The 18,854-nt window shown below is 64.7% G+C and carries 17 protein-coding genes; 6 read left to right on the forward strand and 11 right to left on the reverse strand.

Going from position 1 to position 18,854, the window contains the following annotated elements; translation table 11 throughout:
* Both A2J03_RS21275 and A2J03_RS21280 read right to left on the reverse strand, forming a co-directional pair.
* Window positions 1-741: ABC transporter ATP-binding protein (locus A2J03_RS21275; RefSeq protein ID WP_068378009.1), on the reverse strand; the 741-nt coding region annotated here is incomplete at its 3' end.
* An 89-nt stretch (window positions 742-830) separates the two neighbouring features.
* Window positions 831-1,793, reverse strand: a complete 963-nt coding sequence (locus A2J03_RS21280; protein WP_068378011.1) for a hypothetical protein — start codon at window positions 1,791-1,793, stop codon at window positions 831-833.
* Window positions 1,794-1,963: 170 nt separating this feature from the next.
* Between A2J03_RS21280 and A2J03_RS21285 the strand changes: the two genes are divergently transcribed.
* Both A2J03_RS21285 and A2J03_RS21290 read left to right on the forward strand, forming a co-directional pair.
* A complete protein-coding gene (locus tag A2J03_RS21285; protein WP_068377990.1) occupies window positions 1,964-2,353 on the forward strand; it encodes a transcriptional regulator in 390 nt (129 codons plus the stop codon).
* Between the two features lie 41 nt (window positions 2,354-2,394).
* Window positions 2,395-2,721 (forward strand): DUF3817 domain-containing protein, encoded by a 327-nt coding sequence (locus A2J03_RS21290; protein WP_068378013.1) that lies wholly within the window; start codon window positions 2,395-2,397, stop codon window positions 2,719-2,721.
* A 4-nt stretch (window positions 2,722-2,725) separates the two neighbouring features.
* Here the strand turns inward: A2J03_RS21290 and A2J03_RS21295 are convergent, their stop codons facing one another.
* The 8 genes from A2J03_RS21295 to clpS form a co-directional block, all read right to left on the reverse strand.
* Window positions 2,726-3,514: an esterase/lipase family protein gene (locus tag A2J03_RS21295; RefSeq protein ID WP_231912639.1), complete on the reverse strand. Its 789-nt coding sequence runs from the start codon at window positions 3,512-3,514 to the stop codon at window positions 2,726-2,728.
* A gap of 13 nt (window positions 3,515-3,527) precedes the next feature.
* Window positions 3,528-4,139, reverse strand: a complete 612-nt coding sequence (rdgB, locus tag A2J03_RS21300) for an RdgB/HAM1 family non-canonical purine NTP pyrophosphatase (protein ID WP_068377994.1) — start codon at window positions 4,137-4,139, stop codon at window positions 3,528-3,530.
* Window positions 4,132-4,920 carry a ribonuclease PH gene (gene rph, locus A2J03_RS21305; protein ID WP_068377996.1) on the reverse strand — a complete coding sequence of 263 codons (789 nt, stop codon included), beginning with the start codon at window positions 4,918-4,920 and terminating at the stop codon, window positions 4,132-4,134. Before rph ends, rdgB begins: the two co-directional genes overlap by 8 nt.
* A 20-nt stretch (window positions 4,921-4,940) precedes the next feature.
* On the reverse strand, window positions 4,941-5,699 hold the full coding sequence (locus A2J03_RS21310; RefSeq protein WP_197480898.1) for a cyclic nucleotide-degrading phosphodiesterase: 759 nt from the start codon (window positions 5,697-5,699) through the stop codon (window positions 4,941-4,943).
* A 95-nt stretch (window positions 5,700-5,794) separates the two neighbouring features.
* Window positions 5,795-6,424 (reverse strand): rhomboid family intramembrane serine protease, encoded by a 630-nt coding sequence (locus A2J03_RS21315; RefSeq protein WP_068377999.1) that lies wholly within the window; start codon window positions 6,422-6,424, stop codon window positions 5,795-5,797.
* Window positions 6,425-6,477: 53 nt separating this feature from the next.
* Window positions 6,478-7,536 carry a P1 family peptidase gene (locus A2J03_RS21320; protein WP_068378001.1) on the reverse strand — a complete coding sequence of 353 codons (1,059 nt, stop codon included), beginning with the start codon at window positions 7,534-7,536 and terminating at the stop codon, window positions 6,478-6,480.
* Between the two features lie 12 nt (window positions 7,537-7,548).
* The gene (gene aosR / locus A2J03_RS21325; protein ID WP_068378003.1) at window positions 7,549-8,115 is read right to left on the reverse strand and encodes an oxidative stress transcriptional regulator AosR; all 567 of its coding nucleotides are present in this window, start codon (window positions 8,113-8,115) and stop codon (window positions 7,549-7,551) included.
* Between the two features lie 52 nt (window positions 8,116-8,167).
* Window positions 8,168-8,494, reverse strand: a complete 327-nt coding sequence (gene clpS, locus A2J03_RS21330) for an ATP-dependent Clp protease adapter ClpS (protein WP_197480899.1) — start codon at window positions 8,492-8,494, stop codon at window positions 8,168-8,170.
* Window positions 8,495-8,585: 91 nt separating this feature from the next.
* On the opposite strand from clpS, the gene A2J03_RS21335 reads away from it, so the two are divergent.
* The gene (locus A2J03_RS21335; RefSeq protein WP_068378019.1) at window positions 8,586-9,920 is read left to right on the forward strand and encodes a nicotinate phosphoribosyltransferase; all 1,335 of its coding nucleotides are present in this window, start codon (window positions 8,586-8,588) and stop codon (window positions 9,918-9,920) included.
* 135 nt (window positions 9,921-10,055) lie between these two features.
* Window positions 10,056-12,107, forward strand: a complete 2,052-nt coding sequence (locus tag A2J03_RS21340; RefSeq protein ID WP_068378005.1) for an ATP-dependent DNA helicase — start codon at window positions 10,056-10,058, stop codon at window positions 12,105-12,107.
* Window positions 12,108-12,120: 13 nt separating this feature from the next.
* On the opposite strand, the gene glgP is transcribed toward A2J03_RS21340, so the two are convergent.
* Window positions 12,121-14,703 (reverse strand): alpha-glucan family phosphorylase, encoded by a 2,583-nt coding sequence (glgP, locus tag A2J03_RS21345; RefSeq protein ID WP_068378020.1) that lies wholly within the window; start codon window positions 14,701-14,703, stop codon window positions 12,121-12,123.
* A 171-nt stretch (window positions 14,704-14,874) separates the two neighbouring features.
* Here glgP and A2J03_RS21350 point away from each other — a divergent pair, with 171 nt between their 5' ends.
* Window positions 14,875-16,884, forward strand: coding sequence for a maltotransferase domain-containing protein (locus A2J03_RS21350; RefSeq protein ID WP_068378007.1), 2,010 nt, complete (start codon window positions 14,875-14,877; stop codon window positions 16,882-16,884).
* 12 nt (window positions 16,885-16,896) lie between these two features.
* Window positions 16,897-18,854: 1,4-alpha-glucan branching protein GlgB (gene glgB, locus A2J03_RS21355; RefSeq protein WP_068378021.1), on the forward strand; the 1,958-nt coding region annotated here is incomplete at its 3' end.

Raw genomic sequence — 18,854 nt, forward strand, 5'->3', positions numbered from 1 at the left:
CAGCTCGCGCACTCCTGGCGTCGCCGCAAGAGCAGCGGTGGGGCGCACGGTCTCGACCGTGATCGACGTCGTGTTCAGATGCCTCAAGTCGGCGAGAGACCCGCTCTCCACCGTACGACCGTGACGAACGATACTGACTCGATCGCACAGCGCCTCGACCTCGGCGAGCAGGTGACTGGACAACAGGACCGTGCGTCCCTCGCTCACCAGCTCGTGAACACACCGTTGAAACTCCGCTTCCTTCAGCGGATCCAGACCCGCTGTCGGTTCATCGAACAGGAACAGTTCCGCGTCCGATGCCAGTGCGGCAACCAGTGCCACCTTTTGCCGATTCCCCTTGGAATAGGCGCGAGACTTCACAGTCGGGTCGAGTTCGAATCGTTCGAGCATCTCGGCGCGTCGAGCCGAGTTCACACCGCCGCGCAGTCTCGCCAGCAGATCGATGGTCTCGCCACCGGTGATACCGGGCCACAGGGTGACCTCGCCAGGCACGTAAGCGAGCCTGGCGTGCGCGGCGACCGCGTCCGTCCATGGATCCAAGCCGAGCACCCGGACCGTGCCGGCATCTGCTCGAAGCATCCCGAGCAGGATACGAATCGTCGTCGTTTTCCCCGCTCCGTTCGGCCCGAGGAACCCGTGCACCTCACCAGCGTTCACCGTCAAGTCGAGTTGGTCGAGCGCGACTGTGTTCCCGAAAGACTTCGTCAGCCCGGAGATGGCAATCACAGCGTCGTCGGTCATCATTCGATCGTGGCCCACGGCACGGCCCTGCCGGCAGGGCCGAAAGTCCCTGCGATGCACCTCTGTCACCGTCGGTGAACTGGCGTCCGCTAGAGCTCCTGGCGGTGGGCGAGGTACTTGCGGACGGTGGTGACGATGTCGTTGGCACAGACGAGAATCACAGCGATGGCACCGATACCTATCCCGATGTCGAGTGCCGTACCGAGATTGTCGGCGTTACCTCCATAACGGCTGGCGATGAAGTCCGCCGAGAAATACGGCCGGTTCACCAGGACGGCGACGGCTGTGGCAACGGCGAGCAGGTCTGCGGCAATGGACATCACCGTGACCGGCAGCGTCCAGGCACGCACGATCAATTGCGCACCTGCCACACACACCCACAACGCAGCAACCACGACTACCGCGGGCAACAACCGCTCGACCACATCGACATCGAGTCCCTCCGCGGTTTCAGCGAGAAACGACGGTGCCAGCGCCGGGAAGAAGCACAGCGAAACGACCAGCAAGGCGACGGCGAACACAAGATCGGCGATCGCGTCACCGAGGGCGATCTCGTGCCCGTGCGGAACCGGCGGGAGATCATCAGGATCCCAATCGTGTAGCACCGCATCCGGGGCGAAACGCTCGATGACCGCGAAGACTACGGTGACCCAGAAGGCGGCGTACGCAGCGCCCGCGAAGGCCGATGTGAGACCCTCTTCGACAATTCTGCCGATTGTCGGCGTCGTCTCGTTGTCGACCAGGATGGGCAGCAGACTCACCCCTCCGAAGACGATCGCCATCACACGGACAGCAGGCCACAGAACACGCACGTACGTGTCGTAGAAGCGCGGCCCGATGAGCCGACGCGGCGCTCCGCGGAGTCGGCGCGCCTGATCTTCCGGTGGACCGAACTCGGTGAGGACCTCGCGTGTGGGGCGCCCGTAGGATTCGTTTCGGACCCGCTCCCGCAGCTCTTTGTCAGCCTGGTCACGGCGAGACCTCGGTAGATGCACGAGCACACCGTGGACGTAGCGGTCGACCAGGTCATTGTCGGACAGCGTGTCGGTCATCGTCACTCCCGCAACCATTCGATGGAACTTCCCGCAACCAGTCGATCAACCCGCCGGATCAGGCGTGAGAGCCGTTGGTCCTCGCCATGTGGGCCATCCGGACCACTCGGAACTGTCGGGGCTCCGAACCGAACTACCAGAGGTAGTAGAGACTCGGGTACCTTCGGGGGGTGGCTAAATCCCGCTCGCACCATCGTCCGGCGCTCATCGCGCTGGTCCTCGTGTCTGCGGTGGCATGCCTGGCACTCGGTTGGTGGCAGTGGGAACGTTTCGAAGCCGTCGGTGGAGACGGCCAGAATCTTGGTTACGCCTTTCAGTGGCCGTTGTTCGCGGCGTTCGTGATCTACGCCTACCGCAAGTTCGTCCAGCTCGAAGGCGACGCCGAAGCGTCGGAGGCGAACGGCGACGAGCCTGCTGACGAGACGGTCCGCGAAATCCCCGCCGATCTCTTGCCGAAGCGCCCCGTCTACGCCGATACAGACGACCTGGACGACGTCGAGGCCCGCCAACTTCTCGAATACAACAGCTACCTCGCCGAGCTCGATCGCTCCCGCGAGTGAAGACAGGAGCATCACACGTGAGCACTGCTGCGCAGAAGCCCATGACGACCGATCGCAAGAAGAAGATCGGATCGGCGCTGCTGCGGTACCGGGTACTGGCATATGTCACCGGCATCTGGCTTCTCGTGCTGACGGGCGAAATGGTCGCCAAGTACATCTTCAAGGTCGAGAACGTTCCCAGCTGGATCGCCGTCGTGCACGGGTGGGTCTATCTTGTGTATCTGATCTTGACGGTCGATCTCGCAATCAAAGTTCGCTGGCCGGCGGGGCGCACGATCGGAACCCTGCTCGCAGGCACCATCCCGTTTCTGTCGTTCTTCGTCGAGCACTGGCGCACCGCGCAGGTCAAGCGCGACTTCGGCGTCTAGTTCCTCAGCACGTCACAGCGTCGAGGTCGCCGTCGGCAAGGGCGTCGAAGACCAGTTGCTGCGCGAGAAGATCGTACGAGATCCCGGTGTGCTCTACCGTGTTCGCCGGGCACAGATCCTGAATCACCACGTTGCGGGCACCCGGACCCGTCAGTAGCGACGCTTGGTACGGCACCACCTGGTCGTAGCGGGTCACGATGACCGTGTACTCCACGCCCGGCACAGTGTCGACCGGCGAATTCAGCTCCGCCAGAGCATCGTCGACGGGTGGCCCCGGCGTCGGGTAGTTGGGCGGCGACAGGGCCACGATCTTCGATACCCGATCCGCCCCGCCGAGGTACTCGACGTAATACCGCGGCACAGTCCCACCCTTGGAATGGCCGACGATCGAGACTTTCGATGCGCCCGTCGCCGCCGATACCGCGTCGACGAATGTCGACAGCTCAGCGGCGCTGTCCGCGATAGAACCGAGTCCGCCGAACGGAATACCTTCGGGAGCACCGTAATCGAGAGCGAATACGCAGTAGCCTTCGTCCACGAGCTTGGGTGCCAGGGAAGCCCAGTTGTCGTAGGCGTTCTCCAGGAATCCGTGCACGAGCACGACAGGTTCTGGATGTTCGGCGGACGGCGTGCACTCGAAGTCGTTGACGCCCAGCGGCTCCGCACCCGGGTGCACTATCGAATACAGCACCGCCTCGGGGAACGATTCCGCCGGCGGCGCGGCATGCGCCGCACCGCCGGACGCAAGCGCCAACGCCCCCACCAATCCTGCAACAACGACCGTTCGATGCACGGCCACCAGTGTCCTACGAACTCAGTGCGCGCAGTGCCGGAATCAGCAATCCGAGCGCACGGCCACGGTGCGATGCTGCATCCTTCTCTTCAGGGCTGAGTTCGGCGGCGGATCGACTCTCCCCTTGCGGAACGAACACAGGATCGTATCCGAAACCATTCTCTCCCAACGGGCTACGCGCAATCGATCCGCGCCACTCGCCCCGAACGACGCTGTCCGAGCCGCCGGGAATGGCCAGTGCGCAGGCAGACACGAACCCCGCTCCCCTGCGCTCGTCCGGCACATCGCCGAGCTGAGCAAGCAACAGTGCCGTGTTGGCGTCGTCCTGCCCGTGCACGCCCGACCATCTGGCCGACAGCACACCCGGCATTCCGTTCAGCGCGTCGACTTCGAGACCCGAGTCGTCGGCGACACAGGGCAAGCCGGTCGCCGCTGCGCCATCTCGCGCCTTCGCCAGCGCGTTTTCCTCGAACGTCGCGCCTGTCTCGGGCGCTTCGGGGAACTCGGGTACCTCGTTCAGGCCTACCAGTTCGATCCCGGATATTCCTGCCGCGTCCAGGACCCGTCGCAGTTCACGGAGCTTCTTGGCGTTGCGGCTCGCGACGAGCAACCTCGTCTCAGCCACCGAACTTCTTCTTCGGCGATCCGGCCGGCGCAGGTTCGGGCAGTACGCCCGGATACGGCTCCGCAAGAGCGGCTTTCTGAACCTCGAACAACTTCTCGATGCCCTCGAGCGCGGAATCGAGCAACTTGTCCAGCGTGGAACGCGGGAAAGTTGCACCCTCTCCGGTTCCCTGGATTTCGACCAGAGTGCCGGTATCGGTGGCCACGACGTTCATGTCGACCTCCGCACGCGAATCCTCCTCGTACGGGAGGTCGAGCCGGACCCTGCCGTCGACGACGCCGACGCTGACCGCGGCGATCGCGCACGAGATCGGCTGCGGATCCGCCAGTCGACCGGCTGCGCGCAGGTAGGTGACCGCGTCGGACAACGCGACGAACGCTCCGGTGACGGCTGCCGTTCGGGTGCCGCCGTCGGCCTGCAGAACGTCGCAGTCGAGCGCGATGGTGTTCTCACCGATCGCAGCGAGGTCGATGCACGCGCGGAGCGATCGCCCGATCAGTCGGGAAATCTCCTGGGTGCGTCCGCCGACTTTGCCCTTGACGGACTCGCGTCCGCTGCGGGTGTGCGTCGCGGCGGGGAGCATCGCGTACTCGGCGGTGAGCCAGCCGAGGCCGGATCCCTTGCGCCAGCGCGGAACACCCTCCTCGACGCTCGCCGTGCACATCACGCGGGTGTTGCCGAACTCGACCAGCACCGAGCCGGCCGGGTTGCTGGTGAATCCGCGGGTGATCTTGATCGGGCGGAGTTCGTCGTCCGCTCTTCCATCTTCTCGTCTCGACACGCGGCCAGCCTATCGCGCGGCTATACCGTGAAGACATCCCCGGGCGACACCGCGTGCACCGGTCCGCTGAATTCGGCTTTGGCCTCCGCGATGACATCTTCCCTCGACGTCCACGGCGGGATATGCGTCAACAACAGCTCGCCGACGCCTGCGTCGCGAGCCAGTTGTCCCGCCTCGGTGCCCGACAGGTGAACTCCGACGGGCCGATCGGGACTGTGCGTCCACGAGGCCTCGGACAGCAGAACATCTGCCCCGTGCGCGATGTCGCGCACTGCCTGACACATGCCTGTATCGCCGGTGTAGGCGAAGATCTTGCCCGCCCCCGTCGTAACCCGCATTCCGTAGGACTCGGGTGGGTGATAGACCTGCCGCGCTTGCACAGTCAGTTGCCCGTGCTGGATCGTTCGGCCGTCCGCCCACCGCCGCAGGTCCAGCGTGTCGGACATGTCGTCGATCTGACCACCGCACTCCGCCGACGCGACGCCGAGGCGGAACGCTGTGTCCTTCGGCCCGTAGACCAGCGCGCGACCTTCTGGTGGATTGGGGTGATACCTCCTCCACACGAGCAGTCCCGGAACGTCCAGGCAATGATCGGCGTGCAGATGCGAGAGGAACACACTCACGTCCCCGGGATCTGCGTAGCGTTGCAGCGCGCCGAGTACACCGGGCCCGAAGTCCAGCACCACCGGTGAAGTCCCCGGTTCATCGAGCAGGTAACCCGACGCGGGAGAATCGGGCCCGGACACACTGCCCGAACATCCCAGGACGGTAATACGCATACGGGTCATGCTGCCACGTCATCCCCCGACGCCGAAACGCATCGGCAGTTTTCACGCAGCGGCACCGAACCGGGCCACGTCACAATTGCGACACCTCACAGCTGCGAGGTGCCGACCGACTGCTGGTTGCGCGCCTCGCGAGCGTCGGCCGACAGCGCCCACGCCGCGACGACACCACCGACAGCTCCGAACAGGTGCCCTTGCCACGACACCCCGGGGGTGCTGGGGAGCACTCCCCACAAGGCACTTCCGTAGAGCAAGAACACGACGACGCCGATGGCGAGTTGGCCCAGGTTGCGAGTGAAGAAACCGCGCACGAGCAGGTACGCGAGGAATCCGAAGACCAGGCTCGACGCGCCGATGTGGTTGGAGTTGCCGCCCCCGATCAGCCACGTCCCGACGCCGGCGACGATCCAGATGATGCCCGTCGCCGCGAGCCCTCGGCCGATACCGGACAGCAGAACGAGGAACCCGAGGACGAGCAGCGGGACGCTGTTGGCAGCAAGGTGCGCCCAGTCGTCGTGCAGCATCGGCGCGAACAGAATCCCCCACAGCCCGTCGCTGGTGCGCGGGTTGATTCCGGCCGTCTCGACCCGACTTCCCGAGGCCACATCGATGATCTCGACGACCCATAGAAACAGGACGAAGCCGCCGGTGTACATCGCGGCCGACTGCCACAAAGCTCGCTTGGGAGTCGGGGCAGGTAGATACGGGTTCGCGCTCATCGAAGACGACACCTTTCGTCTGGTCGATCTGTCCTCTTCGAGAATACCGCCGCTCAGGATTCGAACGCGGACGGAAATATCTGGCGATACGTCGGAATCCCGGCCACCGACGTCGCGTCGAGCAGCGCACGCACGATTGCCCGCTCGACGACGTTTGCCGCCACCGCAGCCAAGGCGTCGAGAACCGCCAGATCTCGTGCGAATGCCTTCGGCATCGACGTCTCGGTCACGACGGAACGTGTACCCGTCGACAGGGCGAAAATCGTGTCTCCGTCGAGCGGCGAGTGTGCGGGTCTGATCGCTCTGGCCAATCCGTCGTGGCCGGCTATAGCGAGTCGCTTGCATGAGCCCGGCGAGAGGTCGACGTCGGTGGCGACGACTCCGATCGTCGTGTTCAGCGCCGTTCCCTTCGGTTCCAGTGCATTGGCGTTCCACAGTTCGTGAACGTCGGGCTTACGCATGCCGTAGGCCTGCGGTCCCTCGGATCCGACGCCCCACGGCAACCCGGTGCGGGGATCGAAAATGGATCCGACGGGGTTGGTGACGATCAACGCACCGACGGTGACGCCGTCGGCGGGGCCGCCCTCGATCACGGTGCTCGCCGTTCCCACGCCGCCCTTGAGCACTCCTGCGCGCGCACCGACACCCGCGCCGACCGAGCCTGTCTCGAACTCTGCCGCAGCCGCTGCGGCCGCAAGGTAACCGAATTCTGCGGTGGGACGCACTCCCCACTCACCCACGGGTAGGTCGAAGATGACGGCGGCGGGGACGATCGGAACCACCTGATCCGGGCTCCCCATCGCGATCCCGTGTCCGTGCTCTGCCAACCACTGCATGACACCGTCCGCTGCGGCAAGGCCGTAGGCACTCCCGCCACTGAGCAATAGTGCGTTGATCTGCTGCACCGAGTTGCTCGGATCCAGAAGGTCGGTTTCCCTGGTGCCCGGCCCACCGCCGCGGACGTCGACCGCAGCCACAGCGCCACCGAGGGTTCGTACCACCGTGCACCCGGTCGCCGCACCCGAGCCCATCTCGGCGTTGGGGTCGATGTCGTGGTGATGCCCCACCAACAAGCCGCTCACGTCTGTCAATGAATCGCGAGAACCGGACACGGGGCGACGCTCCTACGGAGTAAGGACCTGCACGAGGGAATCCTGCATCCAGGTGAGCCAGTGGTACACATCGAGGTGCGGAGCTCGTGGATCCCCCTCGTCGAGAACATCCGGGGTGTCCGCGTCGATACCCAGTGTCGTTCCGAGGGCCAATCGTACGTCGTTCAGGCCCATCAGCCTGGCTACTGCTTGCTCGGGAGTCAGGGCGATCTTGCCACCCGAGGCCGGAAGGGTGTCCAACATGACGCGGCTCGACCGAACCTTCTCGTCGATAATCTCGGGCTCGTGCAACCCCCGCAGCGCGCCGTTCAGATTCGCGGTATCGGCGTCGTCCGACGGTTCGTGGCGGTGAAAGTCCGGCAGCAGCCTCGCCAGCGCTGCGTCCTCCGGTGGCGTGCTGTGACCGGTGCGGAGTCCTGTCATGGCAGCGAGTTCATCGGTGGGAGCACCTGCGGCTCGGTCCCTGAGCAGTCCGACCACCGGCTCGACGAGCGACCGCAGCACCGTCGCTTCACGCGCATCCATTTCCGAGCGAATCTTGACTCCGCTGAGTGAGTTCTTTCTGCTCCACGTGCGCACGGCTCGGTTTTCCTTCGTGTCGGAGACGGTCGAAACTGCTTGACGCTGGCGACTATTTGTCCTGCTGCATGGTCGCCCACAGACCGGCCGCGTGGAGTCTGCGCACGTCGTTCTCCATGGTGTCGCGTTCACCGCTGGACACGACCGCCTTGCCCTCGGAGTGCACCTGCATCATCAGCTCGGTGGCCTTGGCTTTGCTGTAGCCGAACAGCTTCTGGAACACGAAGGTCACGTAATGCATCAGGTTGACCGGGTCGTCCCAGACGATGGTCACCCAGGGAACGTCATGAGCCTCCTCGGTCGCCTCGACAGTGTCTTGCTCGGGCACGGCCTGCGGGGAAGCAGCCAGGGTCGGCGACTCGGCAACTACTCCCACCATCTCGTCAGCCGTCGATGAAGCCATGTGGACAGGGTACGACGACCGGGGCAAGGTGCGCACCGTCACCCCCGCGCCTCGTAGTGTTGATCATGTGCCTACCGACTCTGATACCGGACCGCATGTGACGGACACATTCCGGAGCGCCGCCCTGTTCACCGATCAGTACGAATTCACGATGTTGTCGGCAGCCTTGGCCGACGGCTCGGCAAACATTCCGTGCAGCTTCGAAGTGTTCGCACGCCGACTTCCGAACGGGCGACGCTACGGTGTCGTCGCCGGCACAGCGCGCCTTCTCGAAGCGCTCACTCGGTTCCGTTTCGGTCAGGACGAACTCGATACCGTGTCGGCGTTCCTGGATTCATCCACCGTGGAGTGGCTGAGGAACTATCGGTTCACGGGCGACATCGACGGGTACCGCGAGGGAGATCTCTACTTCCCCGGCTCGCCCGTGCTGTCCGTGCGAGGGACGTTCGCCGAATGCGTCGTGTTGGAAACGTTGGCGCTCTCCATCCTCAATCACGACAGCGCGATCGCCTCCGCTGCCGCACGAATGTCCAACGCGGCAGGCTCGCGTCCGATCATCGAGATGGGATCGCGACGGACCCACGAGGAGGCGGCGGTCGCGTCGTCGCGGGCCGCGTACATCGCCGGCTTCTCCGCGACGTCGAATCTGGAGGCCGTGCGTCGGCACGGCGTACCCGGCGCCGGCACCTCGGCCCACGCGTTCACCCTGCTGTACACCGGCGAGGCGGGACCGGACGAGAAAGCCGCGTTCGCCGCCCAGGTCCGTGCGCTCGGCGTGTCGACGACGCTGCTGGTCGACACCTACGACATCGCGCAGGGTGTCGCCAACGCGATCGAGGTAGCCGGTCCCGAACTCGGTGGGGTTCGCCTCGACTCCGGCGACCTCGGCGTGCTCGCCCGGCAGGTCCGGCAGCAACTCGACGATCTCGGAGCAACCGGCACCCGAATCGTCGTATCGGGAGATCTCGACGAGTATGCCATCGCAGCACTGCGCGCCGAACCCGTCGACTCCTACGGCGTCGGCACCTCGCTGGTGACCGGATCCGGGGCTCCCACCGCAGGAATGGTCTACAAGCTCGTGACCGTGGACGGGCGTCCGGTCGCCAAGCGCAGCAGTCACAAGGAATCGCGTGGCGGTTCCAAAGCAGCGGTTCGCACCAGCCGCGCCTCCGGGACGATCGTCGAGGAAATCGTGTACCCGCTCGGCAGCAGTCCCCGTGTCGACGACGGTCTTGTCGCGACCGAATTGAGTGTCCCTCTCGTGCGTGGCGGCGAGCAGGTCGACGGTGCGCCCACGCTCGACGATTCGCGCACGCTGCTGGCGGAGCGGCTCGTCTCGCTTCCGTGGGAAGGCCTGAAGCTCTCGCGGGGAGAGCCCGCGATTCCGACTCGGTTCCTCTGATCGCCGCCGCTGGGGCTCCGCCCCAGTGGCACGCTTGGGTGTACCTGGGTGCACTTAACTGCGCCACTGGGGGCGGAGCCGCCTCCCCCGGTGTCGGTCGAGAAATTCGTCGGCGACAAGCAGTAGTCTTCTCCGGTGCCGAAGACCGAACTGCCGACCGTGCCTGCCCTGCTGAAGGTCGCGGTCAACGCACTCGGAGGCAAGGAACGCAGCAACCAGCTGACGATGGCATCGGCCGTTGCGCATTCGATCGACACCGGAGAGCATCTCGCCGTGCAGGCAGGCACCGGCACCGGTAAGTCCCTGGCGTATCTCGTTCCCAGCATCAGGCACGCCGTCGAGTCCGGACGCACCGTCGTGGTTTCCACCGCGACTATCGCGCTGCAGCGCCAGCTCGTCGACCGGGATCTTCCCCGCCTCGCCGACGCCCTGACCGGAGCCATCGGGCGGCGGCCCAAGTTCGCAATCCTCAAGGGCCGCAACAACTACCTCTGCATGAACAAGATCCACACCGGCGCCTCGGAGGAATCACCAGACGCCGAACTGTTCGATGCCTTCGCCATCTCCCGCCTCGGCCGCGAGGTGGTGCGGCTGACCAAGTGGTCCTCCGAAACCGAGACCGGTGACCGCGACGACGTCGTTCCCGGCGTCAGCGACCAAGCCTGGCGACAAGTGAGCGTCACCGCTCGCGAATGCCTCGGTAAGTCGCGCTGCCCGGTAGGCGAGGATTGCTTCGCCGAACGTGCACGGACCGAAGCCGCACAGGTCGACGTCGTCGTCACCAACCACGCACTCCTGGCGATCGACGCGATCACCGGAATCCAGATCCTGCCCGAGCACGACGTCGTCGTCATCGACGAAGCCCATGAACTAGTCGATCGCGTCACCGGCGTCGCCACCTCCGAGCTGTCCGCTGCCACCATCACCGCGGCTGCACGCCGATGCAGCAAGCTGATCGAGGAAGAAATCGTCGACTCACTCGACGGCGCTGCCGAGAACTGGGGAGCCGTACTCGACGACCTGCCTGCTGGGCGCTGGGCGACCCTACCCGACGATGTAGCGCCTGCGCTGGCCTCCATCAGGGACTCCGCCTGGTCTGTCCGCACCGCGATCGGACCGACTCAGCGGGGGCCGGCAACGCTCGACCCCGAGGCCGCGGCGGCCCGCAACGCCGCGCTCGTCGCCGTCGACGAGGTACACGACAGCGCTGTGCGAGTCCTCACGGCCTTCGACGAACCGGATCCGGCCAAGCGCAAAGACGTCGTGTGGCACGCCGTCGACGACATTCGCGGGTCGGTCAAGCGAACCGTGCGCATGGCTCCCCTGTCGGTCGGCGGACTGTTGCGCTCGCGCCTGTTCGCGGAAGCAACGGTCGTGCTGACCTCCGCGACCTTGACGGTCGGCGGGTCGTTCGACGGTCTGGCAATCAACTGGGGTCTGCCCGCCGAGAACTCCAGCCGCAGTGACACCGCGATGGCAACCGGCGTCGAGCCGCCGTCGGATACTGCCTCCATTCGCTGGAATTCGCTGGACGTCGGTTCGCCGTTCGACCACGCCAAAGCAGGCATCCTCTATGTCGCCAAACATCTTCCAGCCCCCGGCCGCGACGGATTGTCTCCGCTCTACCTCGACGAGATCGAGAAGTTGGTCAGCGCCGCGGGCGGACGGACGCTCGGATTGTTCTCGTCCATGCGCGCCGCCAAGGCCGCCGCAGAAGAGATGCGTGAACGCCTCGACACGCCGGTGCTGTGCCAGGGAGACGATGCCACCGGCGCCCTCGTCGACAAGTTCGCCGCCGACGAGGCAACGTCACTGTTCGGCACGTTGTCACTGTGGCAGGGCGTCGACGTGCCCGGCCCGTCGCTGAGCTTGGTGATCCTCGACCGGATACCGTTCCCGCGACCCGACGATCCCCTGCTTGTCGCCCGGCAACAAGCAGTCCAGTCACGCGGCGGCAACGGATTTTTGTCCGTGGCCGCCAATCACGCAGCGCTTCTGCTCGCTCAGGGCGTCGGTCGACTACTCCGCAGCGTCGACGATCGCGGAGTCGTCGCCATGCTCGACCCGCGTTTGGCAACGGCACGGTACGGGGGCTACCTGCGGGCATCACTGCCACCGTTCTGGGAAACGTCCGACCCCGAAGTCGTCCGCAAGGCGCTGACCCGCCTCGCCGGCGGTAGCGGCTAACCCCTGCGCACGGCTACGCGTTAGGGGTTCTCACCAGGCCCAATTCGGCGTCCCCTACCAGCAATTCGTGGTGAGGCAGCACCCTGACGGTGTAGCCGACAGCGCCGCTGATGGGCAGGGCCGTATCGGTGACGAACACCTCACCCAACGAATCGGTTCCTGCATGACTCATGGTGACCGTCCGTACATCGGTCAGGTTTTCGTTCTCGTCGACCCGACCGAGGACGGCCTGAACCACCACGTCGCTCGGAGCCAACTCCCCCAGCCGAACGTATGCGCGGAGAGTCAGTTTCGCTCCGATCACCGGCGTGTCCGGCAGCCCTTCGCTGTCCACCTGGACGATCTCGACCGAATGCCACGTACCTTCGACTCGCCGTCGGTACACGGCGACGTCCTTGGCTCCGGCGTATCCGTCGGCGTTCGCGGCCCGCGCCGCTTCCGCGGCCGGCGCATAATAACCGAGCGTGTAGTCACGAACCATCCTCGACGCCAACACTTTCGGGCCGAGGTTCTCCAGAGTGTGGCGTACCATCTCGATCCACCGCGTCGGAACGCCGTCGGTGCGGTCGTAGAACTTCGGCAGCACCGACTGCTCCAACAACTCGTACAGTGCCGCTGCTTCGAGATCGTCCCGACGACTCTCGTCGGTCACCCCGTCCGCGGTCGGTATGGCCCAGCCGTTCTCACCGTCGTACATCTCGTCCCACCACCCGTCACGAATGGACAGGTTGAGGCCTCCGTTGAGTGCCGACTTCATACCGGACGTTCCGCACGCTTCGAGGGGACGCAGCGGATTGTTCAGCCACACATCGCAACCCCAGTACAGGTACCGTGCCATCGACATGTCGTAGTCGGGGAGAAAGACGATGCGGTGTCGGACGTCCGCCTCGTCGGCGAACCGCACGATCTGTTGAATGAGTGCCTTGCCGCCGTCGTCGGCCGGGTGCGACTTCCCCGCAACGACCAATTGGACAGGACGTTCCGGGTCGAGCAACAGCCGCTTGAGCCGCTCGGGCTCGCGCAGCATGAGCGTCAGACGCTTGTAGGTCGGCACGCGCCGAGCGAACCCGACCGTCAACACGTCGGGATCGAAAACTCCAGCAGTCCAGCCGAGCTCGGCTTCGGAGAATCCACGTTCGAGGCTCGAACGTCTAACACGACGCCGAACTTCGCCGACGAGCTGCCCTCGCAGTTCATTTCTGGTGGCCCACAACGTCGCCGCCGGAACCGTGTGCAACTGCTCCCAACCTCGCGCCTCTTCCAGAGCCTGCGCGCCGACCACCTCGTGCGCCAGGTCCATCCACTCCCGAGCTGCCCACGTCGGCGCGTGCACACCGTTGGTCACCGAACCGATCGGTACTTCCGTTGCGTCGAATCCGCGCCAGAGATCGCTGAACATCTCGCGGCTGACGATGCCGTGAAGCTTCGAGACACCGTTTGCACGCTGCCCGAGACGCAGCCCCATGTGCGCCATGTTGAACACGGACCGATCGCCCTCCGCGCCGAGAGCGAGGACTCGTTCCATCGGAAGCCCCGGCAGCAGAGCTGAATCGGAAGATCCGTCGGCGCTACCGAAATAGTGCCGCACGAGGTCGGCAGGGAATCGATCGATGCCGGCCGGAACCGGAGTGTGCGTCGTGAAGACCGTTCCGGACCGCACCGAGGCGAGTGCCGCGTCGAAATCGAGGCCCTGCGTCGTCACCAGTTCGCGAATTCGCTCGGCGCCGAGGAACCCCGCGTGTCCCTCGTTCATGTGGAACACTTCCGGGTCCGGAAGACCGTGCTCATGGGTGTACGCGCGGATTGCCCGGACACCGCCGATGCCGGCCAGGATTTCCTGCTTGATGCGATGGTCCTGATCGCCGCCGTACAGACGATCGGTCACGCCGCGCAACTCGGCGTCGTTGTCGGGAATGTCGGAATCGAGCAGCAGCAACGGTACTCGACCGACCTGCGCAATCCACACGCGCGCGCGAAGCACTCGCGATCCCGGCATCGACACGTGGATGAGCACCGGCGCCCCACCGGAATCGGTCAGCAGTCGAAGCGGCAACCCTTGCGGATCGAGCGACGGGTACCGCTCGGCCTGCCAACCCTCAGCGGTGAGCGATTGCCGAAAATAGCCGGATCGATAGAGCAGCCCGACGCCGATCAGTGGCAACCCGAGGTCGGACGCCGCCTTGAGGTGATCGCCGGCGAGAATTCCGAGCCCACCCGAGTAGTTGGGCAGTACCTCGCTGACGCCGAACTCCATCGAGAAATAGCCGATACCCGCTGGTAGCGAACGCCCGGCTTTCTGCTGAACCTGGTACCACAGCGGACGCGTCAGGTAGTCGCGAAGATCGGCGGCGAGGGCGTCGAGACGTTCGACGAAACCGCTGTCCGCGGCCAGGTACTCCAACCGCCCTGGGGCAACTGCTCCGAGCAGACCGATCGGATCCCACTCGGTTTCTCCCCACAGCAACGGGTCGATTTCCTCGAACAACTGTTGCGTGGGCGAGTGCCACGACCAGCGGAGGTTTGTCGACAGCTCCGCGAGGGCATTCAGCCGCTCGGGCAGGTGGGCTCGGACAGTGAACCGACGCAAAGCTTTCACGGGCCGAACCCTACCCACCCACAGCCCAACGTGCGTCGACTTGCCAATCTCGTCCGACAACGACGCAGCCTCTGTGACTGCACTACGGTTGTAATAGAGCACGCCGACCATCAGTGACCGACCGGCCGCAGTTGCTGCGACCGATCACCGAAGCGAAGAACGGAGCGTGAAGTGACAGGTCGACTCGGTATCGACAATGTCCTTCCAGACACGGCCACCGGAAAGTTCCCCGCGAAAGCAGTGGTGGGCGAAGCATTTCCGGTATCAGCAGACGTATGGCGCGAGGGCCACGACGCTGTAGCCGCGACTCTGGCGGTTCGCGGCCCCGGATTGCACTCGCCTCTGCGCATCACTATGACGCCAGGTGTCGAACCAGACACCTTCGACGCGATTTTCACGCCCACTGCCCCGGGTTACTGGATCTGCCGGATCGAGGCCTGGAGCGACCCGGTGGCGACGTGGCGGCACGCTGTCGAGGCCAAGCTCGGCGTCGGACAGAGCGCCGCCGAGTTGGCCAACGATCTCGAGATCGGTGCGCAGGTATTCGAGCGCGCGGCAGACGGTGTGCCCGACGAACACAAGGGACTGTTGAAGGACGTCGTCGTCGCACTCCGCGACACCAGTCGTCAACTACCCGCTCGGGTGTCGCCGGCGTTCGCACCTGCCGTCGCCGAGCTGCTGCACGAGTATCCGCTGCGTGAACTGATCACCCGCTCCAACGGCATCAACATCTGGGTGGATCGTTCGCGTGCGCTGAACGGTGCGTGGTACGAGTTCTTCCCCAGGTCGACAGGGGGATGGAACGAGGACGGCACGCCGCGTCACGGCACCTTCGCAACGTCCATCGAGCAACTCCCCCGAGTCGCACGCATGGGCTTCGACATCGTGTATCTGCCGCCGATCCACCCGATCGGCACGATCAACCGAAAAGGACCGAACAACACCCTCAGTCCTGGCCCGGAAGACGTGGGGTCCCCGTGGGCAATCGGTTCGAAGGAAGGCGGCCACGACGCCATCCATCCCCGATTGGGGACCGAGGCGGATTTCGTTGCGTTCGTCGACGCCGCGAACGCTCTCGATCTCGAAGTGGCCATCGACCTTGCGCTGCAGGCCGCTCCCGATCATCCGTGGGCAAGCGAACACCCGGAGTGGTTCACAGTTCTCCCGGACGGCACCATCGCGTACGCCGAGAATCCGCCGAAGAAGTATCAGGACATCTATCCGGTCAACTTCGACAACGACCGCCGAGGTATCTACGACGAAGTGCTGCGCATCGTGCGGTACTGGGTCTCGTTGGGCGTCAAGATCTTCCGGGTGGACAACCCGCATACCAAGCCACCGGACTTCTGGCAGTGGCTGATCGCGGAGGTCAAGAAGACCAACCCCGAGGTTCTGTTCCTGGCCGAGGCGTTCACCCGCCCGGCCCGCATGTACGGCCTCGCGATGCGCGGATTTACCCAGTCCTACACGTACTTCACCTGGCGGGTCGCGAAGGAGGAACTTACCGAGTTCGCCGAGGAGCACGCACGTCGAGCGGACGACGCACGGCCCAACCTGTTCGTGAACACTCCGGACATCCTGCACGAGAGCTTGCAGCACGGCGGACCGGGAATGTTCGCATTGCGTGCAGCCCTCGCTGCAACGATGTCACCCACGTGGGGCGTCTACTCGGGCTACGAACTCTACGAGCACCAAGCTGTTCGTCCCGGCAGCGAGGAATACCTGGACTCGGAGAAGTACCAGCTTCGACCACGCGATTTCGAGGGCGCGTTGGCACGCGGAGAATCGCTCGAACCCTGGTTGGCAACGCTGAACTCGGTGCGACGCGCTCATCCCGCGCTCCAACAGTTGCGAAATATTCACTTCCATCACGTGGACAACGACGCGTTGATCGCGTACTCGAAGTTCGATCCGAACACTGGGGACTCCGTTCTGGTGGTGGTCAACCTCGATCCGTTCGGCCCGGAAGAAGGGACGATCTGGCTGGACATGCCTCAGATCGGACTGGACTGGCACGACAGCCTGACTGTCACCGACGAAGTCTCTGGCCAGCAATTCCATTGGGGGCAAGCTAATTTCGTCAAGCTGGAGCCTTGGAAGGCCGTGGCGCACATTCTGTCGCTACCGCCCATCCCCTATCCCGCTCGACTCGAACTGGCATACCGCGGCAACCGGAAGTAAGTGGGAATCAACGTGAGCGAGAATACGATCACACCGAGCAGCAACGACCTCGATCTGTTGGCTCGAGGCAAGCACTACAACCCACACTCGATCCTGGGCGCACACTCCGTCGAGGGCGGGACCGCGATTCGAGCACTCAAGCCCAACGCGGAATCGGTCGTTGCCCGAGTCGGCGGCGTCGACTACCCGCTGACGCACGTGGCACACGGGGTGTTCTCGGCTCTGGTGCCGATCGACGACCTCATGGACTACCGACTGATCGTCACCTGGCCAGGCGGCAACACCACAACCTCCGCCGACGGATACCGTTTCCTCCCGACGCTGGGTGAGCTCGACCTCCACCTCTTCGGCGAGGGACGCCACGAGAGGCTGTGGGACATCCTCGGTGCGCACGAGCAGAACTACACCACGCCCGACGGCGACGTGAGCGGAGTGTCGTTCGCGGTGTGGGCCCCCGCAGCGTCCGGGGTGACCGTCATCGGCGAGTTCGACGGTTGGACCGGGCAGAGCTTTCCGATGCGCGCGCTCGGGTCCACCGGCGTGTGGGAGCTTTTCATCCCCGATATCGGTCCCGGCACGATCTACAAGTACCGCGTCCACGGTTTCGACGGAGTAGCACGCGACAAAGCTGATCCGATGGCATTCGCCACCGCGATTCCTCCCGCCACAGCGTCGGTCGTCTCCAGCACGGAGTTCGAGTGGACCGACGACAACTGGATGGAAGCGCGCGGCGACGTCGAGCCCACTGCGGCACCGATGAGCATCTACGAGGTTCATCTGGCGTCGTGGCGTCCGGGCCTCGACTACCGCGAGGTGGCCAGGCAGCTTGCCGAATACGTGCTCGAGACCGGCTTCACCCACGTCGAACTTATGCCCGTCGCCGAACATCCGTTCGGAGGCTCGTGGGGGTACCAGGTCACCTCGTACTACGCCCCGACCTCCAGATTCGGCAGCCCCGACGACTTCCGCTTCTTCGTCGACCATCTCCACGAGGCCGGCATCGGCGTCATCGTCGACTGGGTTCCCGCGCACTTCCCCAAGGACGAATGGGCGCTGGCCCAGTTCGACGGCGGTCCACTGTACGAGCACGGCGACCCCAAGCGGGGTGAGCAACTCGACTGGGGCACATTGGTTTTCGACTTCGGTCGCCGCGAGGTACGAAACTTCCTCGTTGCCAATGCACTCTTCTGGCTCGACGAGTTCCATATCGACGGCCTCCGCGTCGATGCCGTCGCATCCATGCTCTATCTCGACTACTCACGTCCCGAGGGCGGTTGGACGCCGAACATCTACGGTGGCCGTGAGAATCTCGAAGCGGTGTCGTTCCTGCAGGAGATGAACGCGACGGTTCACAAGAAGTTCCGTGGTGTCGTGACCGTTGCCGAGGAGTCGACGGCATGGCCCGGCGTCACTCGTCCGACCAGTGTCGGTGGGCTCGGCTTCAACATGAAGTGGAACATGGGGTGGATGCACGACACCCTCGGGTTCCTCGGTCGCGATCCGATTCACCGCACTTTCCACCACCACGAGATCACGTTCTCCCTCGTCTACGCGTGGAGCGAGAACTACCTGCTGCCGATCAGCCACGACGAGGTCGTGCACGGCAAGGGAACATTGTGGACTCGGATGCCGGGCGACGATCATCAGAAAGCCGCCGGGATGCGGGGAATGCTTGCGTACATGTGGGCCCACCCTGGCAAGCAGTTGCTGTTCATGGGTCAGGAATTCGGCCAGACGCGCGAGTGGTCCGAGGAGCGCGGGTTGGACTGGTTCCAACTCGACGACAACAACGACAGTGGGCTGCATCGCGGCGTGTTGAACCTCGTCACCGATCTCAACGCTGTCTACCGCGAGCACTCGGCTCTCTGGACACTGGACACTTCTCCCAGCGGCTACTCGTGGATCGACGCCAACGACACCGAGAACAACGTCCTGAGTTTTCTCCGGTACGGATCCGACGGTTCGGTGGT

Source organism: Rhodococcus sp. EPR-157 (assembly GCF_001647195.1).
In the GTDB taxonomy this organism is placed as follows: Bacteria; Actinomycetota; Actinomycetes; order Mycobacteriales; family Mycobacteriaceae; genus Rhodococcoides.